Origin of the sequence: Pseudomonas sp. NY15372 (assembly GCF_048068215.1) — a bacterium.
GTDB lineage: Bacteria > Pseudomonadota > Gammaproteobacteria > Pseudomonadales > Pseudomonadaceae > Aquipseudomonas > Aquipseudomonas guariconensis_A.
This window is the reverse complement of the sequence record NZ_JBLUPY010000002.1, coordinates 170,810-186,581: the sequence shown is the minus strand read 5'-3', so window position 1 is coordinate 186,581 and position 15,772 is coordinate 170,810. Positions and strand designations below refer to the sequence as shown.

At 62.2% G+C, this 15,772-nt stretch carries 13 protein-coding genes, 1 pseudogene and 1 riboswitch; of the genes and pseudogenes, 8 read left to right on the top strand and 6 right to left on the bottom strand.

Annotated elements, in window-relative coordinates; genetic code table 11:
* Positions 1-23 precede the first annotated feature (23 nt).
* Positions 24-857, bottom strand: coding sequence for an EamA family transporter (locus ACNFG0_RS02460; RefSeq protein WP_196145950.1), 834 nt, complete (start codon positions 855-857; stop codon positions 24-26).
* A 234-nt stretch (positions 858-1,091) separates the two neighbouring features.
* On the opposite strand from ACNFG0_RS02460, the gene ACNFG0_RS02455 reads away from it, so the two are divergent.
* Positions 1,092-2,327, top strand: a complete 1,236-nt coding sequence (locus ACNFG0_RS02455) for a cation:proton antiporter (protein ID WP_416763945.1) — start codon at positions 1,092-1,094, stop codon at positions 2,325-2,327.
* Between the two features lie 73 nt (positions 2,328-2,400).
* Here ACNFG0_RS02455 and ACNFG0_RS02450 read toward each other — a convergent pair whose 3' ends face one another.
* Positions 2,401-3,129, bottom strand: coding sequence for an AAA family ATPase (locus tag ACNFG0_RS02450; RefSeq protein WP_416763944.1), 729 nt, complete (start codon positions 3,127-3,129; stop codon positions 2,401-2,403).
* Positions 3,130-3,472: 343 nt separating this feature from the next.
* Between ACNFG0_RS02450 and ACNFG0_RS02445 the strand changes: the two are divergent.
* Positions 3,473-3,610, top strand: a pseudogene (locus ACNFG0_RS02445) (sodium:proton antiporter); the annotation flags it as partial.
* 116 nt (positions 3,611-3,726) lie between these two features.
* Here ACNFG0_RS02445 and ACNFG0_RS02440 read toward each other — a convergent pair.
* Positions 3,727-4,128, bottom strand: coding sequence for an acyl-CoA thioesterase (locus tag ACNFG0_RS02440; protein WP_196145952.1), 402 nt, complete (start codon positions 4,126-4,128; stop codon positions 3,727-3,729).
* 180 nt (positions 4,129-4,308) lie between these two features.
* A riboswitch (S-adenosyl-L-homocysteine riboswitch) is annotated at positions 4,309-4,404 on the top strand.
* A gap of 21 nt (positions 4,405-4,425) precedes the next feature.
* On the opposite strand from ACNFG0_RS02440, the gene ahcY reads away from it, so the two are divergent.
* The 5 genes from ahcY (at position 4,426) to ACNFG0_RS02415 (ending at position 10,939) form a co-directional block, all read left to right on the top strand.
* Positions 4,426-5,835: an adenosylhomocysteinase gene (ahcY, locus tag ACNFG0_RS02435; RefSeq protein WP_416763942.1), complete on the top strand. Its 1,410-nt coding sequence runs from the start codon at positions 4,426-4,428 to the stop codon at positions 5,833-5,835.
* A 145-nt stretch (positions 5,836-5,980) separates the two neighbouring features.
* Positions 5,981-6,826: a methylenetetrahydrofolate reductase [NAD(P)H] gene (metF, locus tag ACNFG0_RS02430; protein ID WP_196145954.1), complete on the top strand. Its 846-nt coding sequence runs from the start codon at positions 5,981-5,983 to the stop codon at positions 6,824-6,826.
* Between the two features lie 93 nt (positions 6,827-6,919).
* Positions 6,920-7,996 (top strand): hypothetical protein, encoded by a 1,077-nt coding sequence (locus ACNFG0_RS02425; RefSeq protein ID WP_416763941.1) that lies wholly within the window; start codon positions 6,920-6,922, stop codon positions 7,994-7,996.
* A gap of 48 nt (positions 7,997-8,044) precedes the next feature.
* Complete coding sequence (locus tag ACNFG0_RS02420; RefSeq protein ID WP_196145956.1) at positions 8,045-8,833, top strand: substrate-binding periplasmic protein; 789 nt, start codon at positions 8,045-8,047, stop codon at positions 8,831-8,833.
* A 219-nt stretch (positions 8,834-9,052) separates the two neighbouring features.
* A complete protein-coding gene (locus ACNFG0_RS02415) occupies positions 9,053-10,939 on the top strand; it encodes a DEAD/DEAH box helicase (protein ID WP_196145957.1) in 1,887 nt (628 codons plus the stop codon).
* A gap of 131 nt (positions 10,940-11,070) precedes the next feature.
* Here ACNFG0_RS02415 and ACNFG0_RS02410 read toward each other — a convergent pair whose 3' ends face one another.
* The 3 genes from ACNFG0_RS02410 to ACNFG0_RS02400 form a co-directional block, all read right to left on the bottom strand.
* Entirely contained in the window at positions 11,071-11,649 is a 579-nt protein-coding gene (locus ACNFG0_RS02410) for a YceI family protein (RefSeq protein WP_196155212.1), read from the bottom strand.
* Positions 11,650-11,682: 33 nt separating this feature from the next.
* Positions 11,683-12,234, bottom strand: a complete 552-nt coding sequence (locus tag ACNFG0_RS02405) for a cytochrome b (RefSeq protein WP_416763940.1) — start codon at positions 12,232-12,234, stop codon at positions 11,683-11,685.
* A gap of 273 nt (positions 12,235-12,507) precedes the next feature.
* On the bottom strand, positions 12,508-14,130 hold the full coding sequence (locus ACNFG0_RS02400; RefSeq protein WP_416763939.1) for an FAD-dependent oxidoreductase: 1,623 nt from the start codon (positions 14,128-14,130) through the stop codon (positions 12,508-12,510).
* A gap of 230 nt (positions 14,131-14,360) precedes the next feature.
* On the opposite strand from ACNFG0_RS02400, the gene ACNFG0_RS02395 reads away from it, so the two are divergent.
* Complete coding sequence (locus ACNFG0_RS02395; RefSeq protein ID WP_196145961.1) at positions 14,361-15,767, top strand: adenosylmethionine--8-amino-7-oxononanoate transaminase; 1,407 nt, start codon at positions 14,361-14,363, stop codon at positions 15,765-15,767.
* The last annotated feature ends 5 nt before the right edge of the window (positions 15,768-15,772 follow it).

Sequence of the window (15,772 nt, the reverse complement as noted above, 5' to 3'; positions counted from 1 at the left end):
GGACTCCTTGTTCAAATCGTTGATCAGAGCTTCATCACCAGCATGCCTGCCAGGACCAGCCCGCAAGCTAGGAGTCTTGGCCCGCCAAAAGGTTCTTTGAGGTAGCGCATGCCCATGAGCACCACCAGGATCACGCTCAGCTCACGCAGCGCCGCCGCCTCGGCGATCGAGCCCAGGTGCATGGCCCACAGCACCAGGGCGTAGCTCAGCAATACACACAACCCCACCGCCAACCCCAGGCGCCACTGGGTCCGCCAGAACAACGCGAACGGCGCCCGCCGCGCCACACAGGCCAGCAATGGGAATGGCCAGGCGCTGAGCAGGGTCAGCCACACCAGGTAGTCCATCGGCTTGCCCCACAGCTGCACCGCCTTGCCGTCGAACCAGGTGTAGCAACCGATGCACAGGCCGATCAGCGCCACCACCGGCAGCATCGACCAAGGCAGGCGGTCACCGCCGCCGCCCTGCCACAATAGGCACGCCATGCCGCAGGGAATCAGCAGGATACCGATGATCTGCTTGTCGCTCAGCGCCTCGCCGGCGAACGCCAGGGTCAGCCCCAACACTACCAGCGGCGACAAACCCCGCATCAGAGGATAGACCAGCCCCAGGTCACCGACCCGGTAGGCCTGGATCAGCAGGAAGCGGTACAACTGCTCGGCCAGGGCCGAGGCCAACAGCCAGGGCCAGATCTCCCCAGGTGGAAAATCGACGAAAGCCACTGCCAGCACGGCGAAGACCAGGGCCACCAGGTCCATGCTGGCGATCACCAGCAAACGCTCGCCACTGAATTTGATCAGGGTATTCCAGGTCGCGTGCAGAAGGGCTGCGACCAACACCAGCGAAGTTGCCAACACGCCTTCTTTTCCTTTTGGCTTTTTCTGGCTGTGACTATATAGCGTTCGCAGGGGGGCCGTGGGAGATAGCCCAGCCAGATTTTTGGACAAGACTTCAGGTGCGTTGCGCCTCCGAACGGAAACGATTGGAACGAATCTGGTCAAACCCTGTGTCTCGAACCCCGTCTCAGGTCATCGAATAACTGCCCGAACGATTCGGGCCACGACTTGGAAGCCACTGTTACAGGATTCGGGATGCTTGAACTTGTTGCCGCGTTTATCTGCCTGACCACCCTCCTCACCTACGTCAACTACCGCTTCATCGGCCTGCCGCCGGCCATCGGCGTGATGGTCACCGCGCTGTTGTTCTCCTTGATATTGCAGGGTTTGAGCCTGATCGGCTTCCCTGGCCTGGAGGCTCGCGTCGAAGGCCTGATGAACCAGATCGACTTCAATGACCTGTTGATGCATTGGATGCTGTCGTTCCTGCTGTTTGCCGGCGCTCTGCACGTCAACCTCGTCGACCTGCGCAACTACCGCTGGCCGATCGGCCTGCTGGCCACCTTCGGCGTACTGATCGCCACCGTGGTGATCGGTTTCCTCGCCCATTGGGTCTTCGCCCTATTCGGCTGGGAGGTGCCGTTGATCTATTGCCTGCTGTTCGGCGCACTGATCTCGCCCACCGACCCGATTGCGGTGCTCGGCGCGCTGCGTACCGCCAACGCGTCCAAGCCGCTGAAGACCACGATCGTCGGCGAATCGCTGTTCAACGATGGCACCGCGGTGGTGGTGTTCACCGTATTGCTCGGCATCGTCCAGCTGGGGGAAGCGCCCAGCTTCGCCGACACCGCCGTGCTGTTCGCCCGCGAGGCCATCGGCGGCATCGTCTTCGGCGGCGTGATCGGCTACGCCACCTACCGCATGATCAAGAGCGTCGAGCAATATCAGGTCGAAGTGATGCTGACCCTGGCGCTGGTCATCGGCGGTTCGGCCATGTGCTATGAACTGCACGTGTCGGCGCCGATCGCGATGGTCGTGGCCGGCCTGATCATCGGCAACCTGGGGCGCAACCTGGCGATGAACGACATGACCCGCCGCTACATGGATGGTTTCTGGGAATTGATCGACGACATGCTCAACGCCCTGCTGTTTGCCCTGATCGGCCTGGAGCTGTTACTGCTGCCGTTCAACTGGCTGCACCTGGCCGCCGGCACCCTGCTGGCCGTGGCGGTGCTGCTGTCGCGGCTGCTCACCGTGGCCCCGGCCATCGTCCTGCTCCGCCGTTGGCGCAGCGTGCCCAAGGGCACCGTGCGCGTACTGACCTGGGGCGGCCTGCGCGGTGGCGTGTCGGTGGCCCTGGCGCTGTCGCTGCCCAGCGGGCCTGAGCGCGACCTGCTGCTATCGATCACCTATATCGTGGTGCTGTCGTCGATCCTGGTACAGGGCTTGAGCATCGGGCGGGTGGTGCGCAAGGTCAGTGCGCAGCCATAATAATGACACGGTAGTGGATCCCCCGCGTTATCTGCACCTCTTATTAGATTGGGCAGCTATTGCGGGGAATCGCTCAATCACGCAACATTTTCTCAAGAAATGCTCCTGATGATGAGATCACAGCCCTATAAAGATTGAACAACTCCGTATCCCTCGCGTGCGTGGGCTCCAGCACACTACCTTCAAGCTTGAAAAGGTCACAGCCGGGCGTGAACATGAGGATCGGCGAGTGCGTAGCGATGATGAACTGGGCGCCACGCTCGGCTAGCTCGCAGATTCGGCTGATAAAATTGAGTTGCCGTTGCGCAGAAAGCGAAGCTTCTGGCTCATCGAGAATATAAAGACCATTCTCCTTGAAGCGATGCTGATAAAGCGCCTCCATGGCTTCACCGTGGGACAATTCATGCAAGTCCTGTCCCCCATAGTAAGTATTGATTTTCGGATCAAAGCTACCCGCTGCGTCGAGATTACGAATCTCGGTCGTCAAATTATAGAAACTCTCCGCCCGATAAAAAAAAAGATCCCGCTCCTTCCGGTAGCCTTTAGTTAAGCGCAAGGCGTCATGCAATGTCGAGTGAGTATCTTCGGTCTTAAATCGAAAATTTCTGCCGCCACCTTCAGGATTGCACCCTAACTTAATGGCGATCGCTTCTAGCAAGGTAGACTTACCTGAGCCATTCTCTCCTAGAATGATCGAAATATTTTTATCAAACTTAACAGGGAACACATTTCGCAAAATATCTGGAGCGCGCCCTCCCGGCTTCAGGTTGACCTCCCTCAAGAAGAGCTCACTCAATGACATCACACACTCCTTATACGATTGATTGTCCTGATCCGACCAATGAAAGCGCAAGCTCAATGACCTGGGCGATCGAAATAGAAATAGTCTACAACTAGCAATATTTATACACCCAGCACAAACCATAAAAAGAAAAGCTTGTCCATAACGACGTACGACTGAAGCGCATTGTCATAGCCCCTGAAGTTCCTGTATATAAACAACAACAGCAAAACAGTTTCAGAATTTTTCTCTCAATGGCAAAATCCATATGATTCATTTAGTTATCCCAGCTTCCTGAGCAGATATCCAACATTGTCGCCAACGTCGGCCTGATCGGAGATAACTTGTGGAGCTACATGCACCGGCCCTGGCGCTGTCGCTGCCCAGCGGGCCTGAGCGCGACCTGCTGCTGTCGATCACCTATATCGTGGTGCTGTCGTCGATCCTGGTACAGGGCTTGAGCATCGGGCGGGTGGTGCGCAAGGTCAGTGCGCAGCCTTGAGATTCTGGGGCCGCTTTGCGGCCCTTTCGCGGCACAAGGCCGCGCCTACAGGCGAACGCTGGCTGCTGTAGGAGCGGCCTTGTGCCGCGAAAGGGCTGCAGAGCAGCCCCTGAATGTCATTCCACCGCGGTATCGGGGAACTGGTCCTGGATGTACTTGATCTCGGTCCGCCCGTGCGGGGCCGGCAGGCCGTCCTCGCCCAGGTTGACGAAGACCATCTTGTCCACTGTCAGGATGCTCTTGCGGGTGATCTTGTTGCGCACTTCGCACTTGAGGGTGATGGAGGTGCGGCCGAATTCTGTGGCGGTGATGCCCAGCTCGATGATGTCGCCCTGGCGCGACGCGCTGACGAAGTTGATCTCCGAGATGTACTTGGTCACCACGCGCTGGTTGCCCAGCTGGACGATGGCGTAGATCGCCGCCTCTTCGTCGATCCAGCGCAACAGGCTGCCGCCGAACAGCGTGCCGTTGGGGTTGAGGTCTTCGGGTTTTACCCATTTGCGGGTGTGGAAATTCATCGGGACTCCTGACCTGCTTGGCTGACGTGGGGTAATGATGGCAGAGCCTTCGGCGGTGCTCCATTGAACATCGACTATCGTCTCGATTAATCGACAGAAAACCTTGGGCGTGGCCCGGTGCCGCGGCTATAATCCCTGCCGATTCAACATGGCCGCCCGCCGCGGTGGCCATCCCGCCACCCAGCCGAGGGGCGCTGCAGCAGGTTCAACCTGTCAGGCTCGGCTGGGGCGTTGTCCGCAGCGCGGACGCTTAACGCACAACGGCGCCCATTCGCACACTACGAATGGAGGCTCTCGATGAGCGCTGTAAACACGCCTGCAGGTTTTTCCGACTTCAAGGTCGCCGACATTTCCCTGGCCGACTGGGGCCGCAAGGAAGTCATCATCGCCGAATCGGAAATGCCCGCGCTGATGGGCCTGCGCCGCAAGTACCAGGCTGCACAACCGCTCAAGGGCGCGAAGATCCTGGGCTGCATCCACATGACCATCCAGACCGCCGTGCTGATCGAGACCCTGGTCGCCCTGGGTGCCGAAGTGCGCTGGTCGTCCTGCAACATCTTCTCCACCCAGGACCAGGCTGCTGCCGCCATCGCCGCCGCCGGTATCCCAGTGTTCGCCTGGAAGGGCGAGACCGAGCAGGAGTACGAGTGGTGCATCGAGCAGACCATCCTCAAGGATGGCCAGCCATGGGACGCCAACATGGTGCTCGACGACGGCGGTGACCTGACCGAGATCCTGCACAAGAAGTACCCGGCGATGCTGGAGAAGATCCACGGCATCACCGAAGAGACCACCACCGGCGTGCACCGCCTGCTGGACATGCTGGCCAAGGGCGAGCTGAAGGTTCCGGCGATCAACGTCAACGACTCGGTCACCAAGAGCAAGAACGACAACAAGTACGGCTGCCGCCACAGCCTCAACGACGCCATCAAGCGCGGCACCGACCACCTGCTGTCGGGCAAGCAGGCGCTGGTGATCGGCTACGGCGACGTGGGCAAGGGCTCGGCCCAGTCCCTGCGCCAGGAAGGCATGATCGTCAAGGTCACCGAAGTCGACCCGATCTGCGCCATGCAGGCCTGCATGGACGGCTTCGAAGTGGTCTCGCCGTTCAAGAACGGCATCAACACCGGCACCGAAGACGGCATCAACCGTGACCTGCTCGGCCGCATCGACCTGATCGTCACCACCACCGGTAATGTCAATGTCTGCGACGCCAACATGCTCAAGGCACTGAAGAAGCGCGCCGTGGTCTGCAACATCGGCCACTTCGACAACGAGATCGACACCGCCTTCATGCGCAAGAACTGGGCATGGGAAGAGGTCAAGCCGCAGGTCCACAAGATCCACCGTACCGGCGCCGGCACCTTCGACCCGCAGAACGACGACTACCTGATCCTGCTGGCCGAAGGCCGCCTGGTGAACCTGGGCAACGCCACCGGCCACCCAAGCCGCATCATGGACGGCTCGTTCGCCAACCAGGTGCTGGCGCAGATCTTCCTGTTCGAGCAGAAGTTCGCCGCACTGCCAGCCGCGCAGAAAGCCGAGCGTCTGACCGTTGAAGTGCTGCCGAAGAAACTCGACGAAGAAGTGGCCCTGGAAATGGTCCGCGGTTTCGGCGGTGTGGTCACCCAGCTGACCCCGCAGCAGGCCGAGTACATCGGCGTCACCGTCGAAGGCCCGTTCAAGCCGGACACCTACCGCTACTAAGCGGCGCTGCGAGCGTCAGGCGGCGACAACCCGCCTGGCACTCGCAGTCTGTAGATCTTGATGGATGCCCAAGCCAGGCCGGCCCCCACCGCCCTGGCTTTTACTTGCAGCTTGCGGCTTGTCGCTTGCAGCTGAGGAATAAGAGATGTCACAAGAACGCCGCTACAGTTTCGAATTCTTCCCCACCAAGACCGACGCCGGCCATGAAAAGCTGATGGCCGTGGCCCGCCAGCTGGCTGGCTACAACCCGGATTTCTTCTCCTGCACCTATGGCGCCGGCGGCTCGACCCGCGACCGCACCCTGAACACGGTGCTGCAGCTGGAAAGCGAGGTGAAGATCCCGGCCGCGCCACACCTGTCCTGCGTCGGCGACAGCAAGGACGAACTGCGCACCCTGATCAACCAGTACAAGGCCGCCGGCATCAAGCGCATTGTCGCCCTGCGTGGCGACCTGCCGTCTGGCATGGGCATGGCCTATGGCGAGCTGCGCTACGCCAGCGACCTGGTCGAGTTCATCCGCCAGGAAAGCGGTGATCACTTCCACCTTGAAGTGGCCGCCTACCCGGAAATGCACCCGCAGGCGCGCAATTTCGAAAGCGACCTGGCCAATTTCGTGCACAAGGTCAAGGCCGGTGCCGACAGCGCAATCACCCAGTACTTCTTCAACGCCGACAGCTACTTCTACTTCGTCGAGCGCGCCCGGAAGATGGGTGTGGATATCCCGGTGGTGCCCGGCATCATGCCGATCACCAACTACAGCAAGCTGGCGCGCTTCTCCGACGCCTGCGGCGCCGAGATTCCTCGCTGGATCCGCAAGCAGCTGGAAGCCTACGGCGATGACACTGCCAGCATCCAGGCCTTCGGCGAGGAAGTGATCACCCGTATGTGCGAACAACTGCTGCAAGGCGGCGCACCGGGCCTGCACTTCTATACCCTGAACCAGGCCGAGCCCAGCCTGGCGATCTGGAACAACCTCAAGCTGCCGCGCTGACACATTTCGGCAATAAGTGCTTAAGGAAGATTTAAGGCTTTGGCTTTAGGCTAAAGCCTTATTTCTTTCTGCAGCCCGATAAGTTACCGAACGATGCAGCCGCCCTCCGCTTCGAATCCGCAACTCGTCTACCTGGCATTTGGTCGCCCGACCTACCATCAGGAAGCCTGTTTCAGCATCGTCAGCGCCCTCGCACAGTTACGCAAGGCGCCTGGCCAGGCACTGGATATCCAGGTTTATACCGACGACCCCGCTCCTTACGCGGGGCTGCCCGTCACACTGCATGTGCTGGATGACGCCACCCGGGCGGCCTGGAACCAGCCCCATGGTTATCACTTTCGCAGCAAGCATGTACTGTTGCGCCAGGTGCTGCAGCAATATCCCGTGGCAGCCTTGATCGACACCGATACCTTCTTCCGCGAGTCGCCCTTGCAGCTGTTCCAGCGAATCGCCCCCGGCAGCCTGCTGTGCAATGCCATCGGCGGGCGCTACGACGCCAACCGGCAATGCCAGCTGTACAGCAAACTGCAGGCCATCCTTCAGGAACGTGGCCTGGCGGATGGGCAGATGAGCCTGCTCAACTCCGGCGTCATCGGCCTGCATGCCAGCGATGCCTCGGTTCTCGACCAATCCATCGCCTTGATGGATGAGTTCCACCCCCAGGTGCCCAGCGCCTACACCCTCGAAGAGTTCTGCCTGGCCGTGGCCGCACACCGTACACTGGCCTTGGCCGCGTGCACCGATGTCATCCATCACTACTGGAGCCGCAAGGACCTGTTCCGCGCCAAGGTCCAGGCATGGCTTTGCAAGCACGGCCAAAGCCCGCTCAGCGAGGCGGCATTGGCCGATGTCGCGCTGGTCAACGACCGGCTGCCGCGCCCACCTACCTTGCACCGCCTGCGCTGCAAGGCCCTGAGCATGACGCTGCCCAGCCACCAGCGCCAGTTTGCCCGTGAACTGCTCTACGGCTGCTACCCCTATGACAACGAGTTCGACCGGGCCTGCGCGCCCGCCTGGTGGGACAAGGCGCTGGAAAACTTCCAAGGCATGCATGGCCGCAAGGACACCGAACAGCTGGGGCGGCTACTGCGCCATCCCGGTCTGCGCCTGTCGCTCGGCAGCAGGCACAAGGACGTGGAAGCACATCTGCTCCGGCCTTCGGGAACTTGACCGCAACGGCTGCTGGTATTGGTCGCGCATTGCACGTACCCTGCCGCCATGCCCAACTTCCTGCGCCTGACCTGCATCCTGCTGCTCGCCTGCCTGAGCCCGCTGGCCCAGGCAGAGCGTCTGCGCCTGGTCAGTGACGACTGGGCGCCATACATCTACTGGCACGACGGCCACCTCAAGGGCATCGACTACGAGGTCGCCAACGAAGTACTCAAGCGTCTTGGCATCGATGTCGACTGGCAACTGCTGCCCTGGAAGCGCTGCCTGGCCATGGTCGAGCAAGGCCTGGCCGATGGGGTGCTGGATATCTTCCAGCTCGATTCGCGCGAACCCTTCATGGTCTACCCGGACGAGCCTCTTTCAGAGGTGCAGTTCGTGCTGTTCCAGGCCGCCGCCCAGCACCGCGCAATAAAACGTCTGGAAGACCTCGCAGGCCTGACCGTCGGGACCTCGCCGGGCTATACATATAGCCCGGCCTTCAATACGTCGCCGCTGTTCCTGCGGGAATCGGCCCCTACCCACGAGGCGAACTTCGGCAAGCTGATGCTCGGGCGCATCGATCTGCTGGTGACCGACCGCCGCGCGGGCCGCTACCTGCGCAAGCGATTGGGCCTGGAGCAGCAGGTCGAGGAACTGCCGCTGATGATCAGCCGCCATGCACAATTCCTGGGCCTTGCCCGCAAACCAGGGCGCGAGCGCCTGGCCACGGCCTTTGCCGACGAGCTGCGCCGCTTCAAGCAGGAACCGGCCTATGCGGCGATCAGCGCCCGCTATGAAAACGACCTGGGAAATATTCCTGACGCCGTTGAGCAGCACGAACGCAGCACAGCGCGCTAGCTCTGTTATACTCGGGCCTTCCCGCCCGGCTCACGCCCGGACGCTCGGCCTCGCAACAGGCATCTCGACCGTCGGCCACGCACGCCCAGTGCTCCCCCGCCGCTTCCAGGATGCGCAGTGAACGCCCAGCTGGACCGGACGCGATCGCATCCCGCCGATGCCCGTCGCGCCAGGCAGATCATCCCATCGGGCCCAGCCCCCACGAGAACAGGATTGCCCATGTCCTTTGCTTCCCTCGGTCTCTCCGAGGCTCTTGTCCGCGCTATCGAGGCAGCGGGCTATACCCAGCCCACCCCAGTGCAACAGCGGGCGATTCCCGCCGTGTTGCAAGGCCGCGACCTGATGGTCGCCGCCCAGACCGGTACTGGTAAAACCGGCGGCTTCGCCCTGCCGATCCTCGAGCGCCTGTTCCCGGGTGGCCACCCAGACAAGTCCCAGCGCCACGGCCCGCGCCAACCGCGCGTACTGGTCCTGACGCCGACTCGCGAGCTGGCCGCCCAGGTCCATGACAGCTTCAAGGTCTATGCCCGCGATCTGCACCTGGTCAGCGCCTGCATCTTCGGTGGTGTCGGCATGAACCCGCAGGTCCAGGCCATGGCCAAGGGTGTGGACGTGCTGGTGGCCTGCCCCGGTCGCTTGCTCGACCTGGCCGGCCAAGGCAGCGTGGACCTTTCCCACGTCGAGATCCTGGTCCTCGACGAAGCCGACCGTATGCTCGACATGGGCTTCATCCATGACGTCAAGAAAGTCCTTGCGCGCCTGCCGGCCAAGCGCCAGAACCTGCTGTTCTCGGCGACCTTCTCCAAGGACATCACCGACCTCGCCGACAAGCTGCTGCACAACCCCGAGCGTATCGAGGTCACGCCGCCGAACACCACGGTCGAGCGTATCGAGCAGCGCGTCTACCGCCTGCCGGCCAGCCACAAGCGTGCCTTGCTGGCGCACCTGATCACCCTGGGCGCCTGGGAACAGGTGCTGGTGTTCACCCGCACCAAGCACGGCGCCAACCGCCTGGCCGAGTACCTGGAAAAGCACGGCCTGACCGCTGCGGCAATCCACGGCAACAAGAGCCAGAACGCCCGCACCAAGGCCCTGGCCGACTTCAAGGCCAACGCCGTACGCGTGCTGGTGGCCACCGATATCGCTGCCCGCGGCCTGGATATCGACCAACTGCCCCACGTGGTCAACTTCGAGTTGCCGAACGTGGAGGAAGATTACGTCCACCGTATCGGCCGCACCGGTCGTGCCGGCCGTTCGGGCGAGGCCATTTCCATGGTCGCGCCGGATGAAGAAAAACTGCTCAAGAGCATCGAGCGGGTCACCAAGCAGAAGATCCCGGACGGCGACCTGATGGGCTTCGACCCAAGCCAGGTGGAAGCCGAGAAGCCTGAAACCCGTGAGCGTCCACAGAACAATGGCCGTGGCGGTCGCAACCAGCAGCGCGCCGAAGGCAGCAAGGACGGCAGCGGCGGTCGTAAGGACAAGGGCAAGGACAAAGGCAAGGCCAAGCAGCAGGCCGCCGAGAAACCGGCCGACAAGGAAAAGGCCGGCGACAAGGCCCAGCAGCGCAAGCCGCGCAACAAGAAGCCACGCCAGCAACAGGCCGCCCAGGGCCAGGCCGGTATCCCACCGGTTCCAGTCGATCGTGACCCCGAAGAGTTCCTGGACGACGACATCGACAACTTCGGCAACCGTGCCGACTATGTCAGCCCGTACCAGAACGCCAAGAACCAAGGCCGCAACCGTCGCCCCGGCGGCAATGGCGGGCAAGGGCAGGGCCAAGGTCAAGGCCAGCGCAATGGTGGCGGGCAAGGCCGCAACAACGGTGGTCAACGCCAGGGTCAAGGTTCCGGCGAGAAACGTACCCGTAACAGCAACAACGGCGGTGCGCGCCGCGACAACAATGGCGGCGGCCGCGGCCGGTCTGCCGGCCGTGACGACCTTTCCCGCCAGGAACCGGCAGTGCGCAACCCGCGCGAAACCCACCAGCCGGTGATCATCCGCAAGGAGTCCAAGCTCGACCGTTACCCGACACCCGAGCAACTGGATGACCTGCCAAGCCGCCCACGCGGTGAGCGTCCAGCGCTGTTGACTCGCAAGGGCTAAAGCAAAGGGGCCGCTATGCGGCCCTTTCGCGGCACAAGGCCGCTCCTACAGGAACCGGCGGTAAACCTGTAGGAGCGGCCTTGTGCCGCGAAAGGGCTGCACAGCAGCCCCTGCTTTATCAGACAGCCGAATTACTTCTGCTTCACACCTTCGACACTGATATCCAGGTCCAGTGTCTGGGAAGTCGGGCCTGGGCCCTTGATGCCGAAGTCGTTCAGGTTCAGCGTGGTGGTGGCGTTGAAGCCTGCACGCTCACCGCCCCATGGGTCCTTGCCTTCACCGTTGAAGGTAGCCTTGAAGGTGACCGGCTTGGTCACGCCGTGCATGGTCAGGTCGCCGGTCACGTCGGCAGTCTTGTCACCGGTCTTCTTCACGCTGGTGGAGACGAACTTGGCTTCCGGATACTTCTTCACGTCCAGGAAGTCGGCGCTGGCGATGTGCTTGTCACGCTCGGCGTGGTTCGACCACAGGCTCGCAGTCTTCAGCTCGACGTTGATCTTGCTGTCTTCCGGCTTGGCGCTGTCCCAAGTGAAGTTACCGTCGAAGTCCTTGAAGGTGCCGTGGATGAAGCTGTAGCCCAGGTGGCTGATCTTCCAGTCGACGAACGCGTGCTGGCCTTCCTTGTCGATCTTGTACTCGGCGGCCATGGCCTGGCCGGCGGAGAGCAGTGCGGTACCGAGCGCCAGAGCGGCAAAAGTCTTTTTGAACATCCTTACTTCCTTCCTATGCAATTGAGTAGAGAGTCAAGCTTTGCGGCCCAGCATGCGGGACAGGGTCGCGTCACGGTCGATGAAGTGGTGTTTCAGTGCTGCCAAGGCATGCAGGACGGCGAAAATCACCAGCCCCCAGGCCAGGTAGAGGTGGATGACCCCGGCAACGTCCGCCTGGTCAGGCAGGTCGCTGACCAGCGCCGGGACCTCGAACAAACCGAATACCGGAATGCCCACACCGTCAGCTGTGGAAATCAGGTAGCCGGCGATCATCACGCTGAACAGGCCCAGGTAAAGCAGCGCATGGCCCAACTTGGCGGCCTGGCGGGTGAATGCCCCATGGCTGGCCGGCGCTGGCGGTGGCGGGCTGACGAAGCGCCAGATCACGCGCAACAGCATCACCCCGAGCAGCACCAGGCCGATGCTTTTATGCAGGTCGGGCGCGGACTTTCGCCACGGGCTGTAGTAGTCGAGGCCGACCATCCACAGGCCCAGGCCGAACAGCCCGAAGACTGCCAAGGCCACGCCCCAGTGCATGACGATGCTGACCAGGCCATAACGAGAGGATGAATTGCGCAGTTGCATGTTGATGTGTTTCCCCGTGAAAGCTGGTGCACAGACTAACGCGTAACGTATCGAATGAAAGCGGAAAAACTTGCTTCGGATGATCGAAAAATTAGATATGTATTGTGAAACCTTCTCATTAAGGAAACATTAACGATAGTCGCTCAAGGATCGGTTGCCAGTGCGGGCCCTATCGCGGGGCAAGCCCGCTCCCGCAGGAGCTTATCGTTGGGAAGACTGCCTGTGGGAGCGGGCTCGCCCCGCGATAGGGCCCGCACTGACAACGGGTGTGCTTCAGCCTGCCTTGACCTTGGACTCCACCGCGGCCTCAGGCTCGGCCTTGGCGCCATCCACCTTGTCGCCACCCCCGAATATCCGCGAGAAGAAGCCCGGCTTGTCTTCCTTGGCCTGTTCCTTCTTCACAGGTTCGGCCTTGGTCGACGAACCCCCGAACAGGTTGGAGAAGAACCCGCCCTTGTCCTTCGCCCCGGCAGTGCTGGTGACAGTGGCAGCCGCCGCGACCTTCGCCGGCTCGAACGACTTGCCGTCGGCCAGGTCCTGCACCTGGCTCGCTGCGCGCTGGCCACTGCGCAATGCACCTTCCAGGGTGCCTGGGTACAGTGCATCGGTGTGCTCGCCAGCGAAGGCAATGCGTTGCACGGGACGCTCCCACAGGCGCCAGTACTTGCTGATCTGGCCCGGACCATAGGCCAGGTAGGCGCCGCCGGTCCCGACATCGGTGCTGTAGCGCCGCACCTCGTAGCCGGTGAAGGCACCACGAGCCTGCGGGTAGAAGGCATGCATGCGGATCAATACCTGGTCGACCATCTGCTTGTCACCGAAGGCCTGCAGCAGACGGGCGTTGTCGCCGGAGAGGTTGATCACCACATTGGCGCCGCCCTTGAGCGCCGGCTCGATCCACAGCATGCCCAGGCCTGCGTTGCTGAAGATTTCACCCGACATGCGCGCGCGGCTTTCCCACACCGGTTTCTTGAACTTGAGCATCAGCTGGTCGCGCCAGCCGTAGTTGGTGCCCTTGAGCGCGGCCAGGTGCTTGCTGTCCAGGCCAGGGGTCATCTGGATCTTCGCCAACGCTCGCAGCGGCACGGCCATGACCAGGTAATCGGCCTGGTAGCCGACGCTGCCGACCTTGACCGTCACGCCGGTCTTGTCCTGGATGATCGCGGTCACCGGCGAACGGGTCTTGATGGTCTTGAGCTGCTTGACAAAGGCCTGTGCCAGCACTGGGCTGCCCCCTGGCAGACGCGCAGCACGCAGGTCGCGGTCGCTGACGCCACGGTAGACACGGGTCTGTTGGGCGAAATAGAGCAAAGACAGGCGCGACGGCTCGTCGTAACGGGTCCGGATCTGCTGGTTGACCAGTTGCCGAGCGGTGGCCGGCAGCTGCAGCTTGTCGAGCCAGGTGGAAACGTTCATCTGGTCGAGGGCGAACAGGGTGCTGGTGGCCGCCGGGTTCAACGGATCGTCGATCGAGCGGGCCAGGTCGTCGAGGGTCTTCTCGTAGCGCTTGAGCGCGTCGGCGGTGGCCGGTTGCTTGGAGGTCAGGTCGCTGGCGCTGTAGTACTCGCCGTCGATCAGGTAGCCAGGGGTGCGCACGAATTCCGGGGCAGGCAGCGTTTCAAGCTTGAAGCGGTCCAGGTACTGGTTGAGCACCGGCTGGCTCTTGCCATTGCCGATCCATTCGCTGGTGGCCAGGCCCGAGCGCCCACCCATGCCTGTCTTGGCCTCCAGCACGGTGACCTGCCAGCCCTTGTTCTGCAGCTCATAGGCCGCGGTCAGCCCCGCCAGCCCGCCGCCCACGACGATCGCCGTGGGGCTTTTGTCCTTGGCCAACGCGCCGGCGCTGGACACACCAATCAATACCAACGCACACAGGCGCACCCAAGCAGCAGCCATTTTGGCGAACTCCGGAAATAGAGGTGACAAAAAGAGGGGAAGAACGCCCCAGGAGGTGATGCGTTAAGAATACGTCAGGTATCCAGACCCTGCCAGCGTAGTGACATCAAGTGCCTGCCAGCACAGGAAATTTAATTTTCGACGCAGCCGCACGCTGCGCGTCGGTTGTCCTGCGCGGCCCCATTGCTTAGGCTTGTCGGCCAAAGCACGCCCCGCCAGGAGATCTGCCCATGGGCCTCAACCAACAGTGGATGCAACGCGACCTGAAAGTCCTGTGGCACCCCTGCACCCAGATGAAAGACCACGAGCAACTGCCGCTGATTCCGATCCGCCGTGGTGAAGGCGTGTGGCTGGAAGACTTCGAAGGCAAGCGTTACCTGGATGCCGTCAGTTCCTGGTGGGTCAATGTGTTCGGCCACGCCAACCCGCGCATCAACCAGCGCATCAAGGACCAGGTCGACCAGCTCGAGCACGTGATCCTGGCCGGCTTCAGCCACCAGCCGGTCATCGAGCTGTCCGAGCGCCTTGTCGCCATGACGCCGGCTGGCCTGGACCGGGTGTTCTACGCCGACAACGGCTCGTCCTGCATCGAAGTGGCGCTGAAGATGAGCTACCACTATTGGCAGAACAAGGGCCAGGTGGACAAGAAGCGCTTCGTCACCCTGACCAACAGCTACCATGGCGAGACCATCGCCGCCATGTCGGTGGGTGACGTGCCGCTGTTCACCGAAACCTACAAGGCGCTGCTGCTCGACACCATCAAAGTGCCAAGCCCGGACTGCTACCTGCGCCCGGATGGTATGAGCTGGGAAGCGCATTCGCGCAACATGTTCGCGCTGATGGAACAGACCCTGGCCGAGCACCACGCCAGCATCGCTGCGGTGATCGTCGAGCCGCTGATCCAGGGTGCCGGCGGCATGCGCATGTACCACCCGGTATACCTCAAGCTGCTGCGCGAGGCCTGTGACCGCTATGGCGTGCACCTGATCCACGACGAGATCGCGGTGGGCTTCGGCCGTACCGGCACGATGTTCGCCTGCGAACAGGCCGGTATCCGCCCCGACTTCCTGTGCCTGTCCAAGGCCCTGACCGGCGGCTACCTCCCGCTGGCCGCCTGCCTGACCACCGACGATGTTTACCAGGCCTTCTACGACGACTACCCGACCCTGCGCGCCTTCCTCCATTCGCACAGCTATACCGGCAACCCGCTGGCCTGTGCCGCGGCGCTGGCGACCCTGGACATCTTCGAGCAGGACAACGTGATCGAGGCCAACAAGGCGCTGTCGGCGCGCATGGCCAGTGCCACCGCGCACCTGGCCGAACATGCCCATGTCGCCGAGATCCGCCAGACCGGCATGGCCCTGGCCATCGAAATGGTCCAGGACAAGGCCGGCAAGGTCGCCTACCCCTGGCAGGAGCGCCGCGGCCTGAAGGTCTTCGAGCATGCGCTGACCCGCGGCGCGCTGCTTCGGCCGCTGGGCAGCGTGGTGTATTTCCTGCCGCCGTACGTGATCACTCCGGAACAGATCGACTTCCTGGCCGAAGTGGCCAGCGAGGGCATCGACATCGCCACCCGCGACAGCATCAGCGTGGCGGTGCCGGCGAACTTCCACCCCGACTTCCGCGATCCAGGCTAACCTGC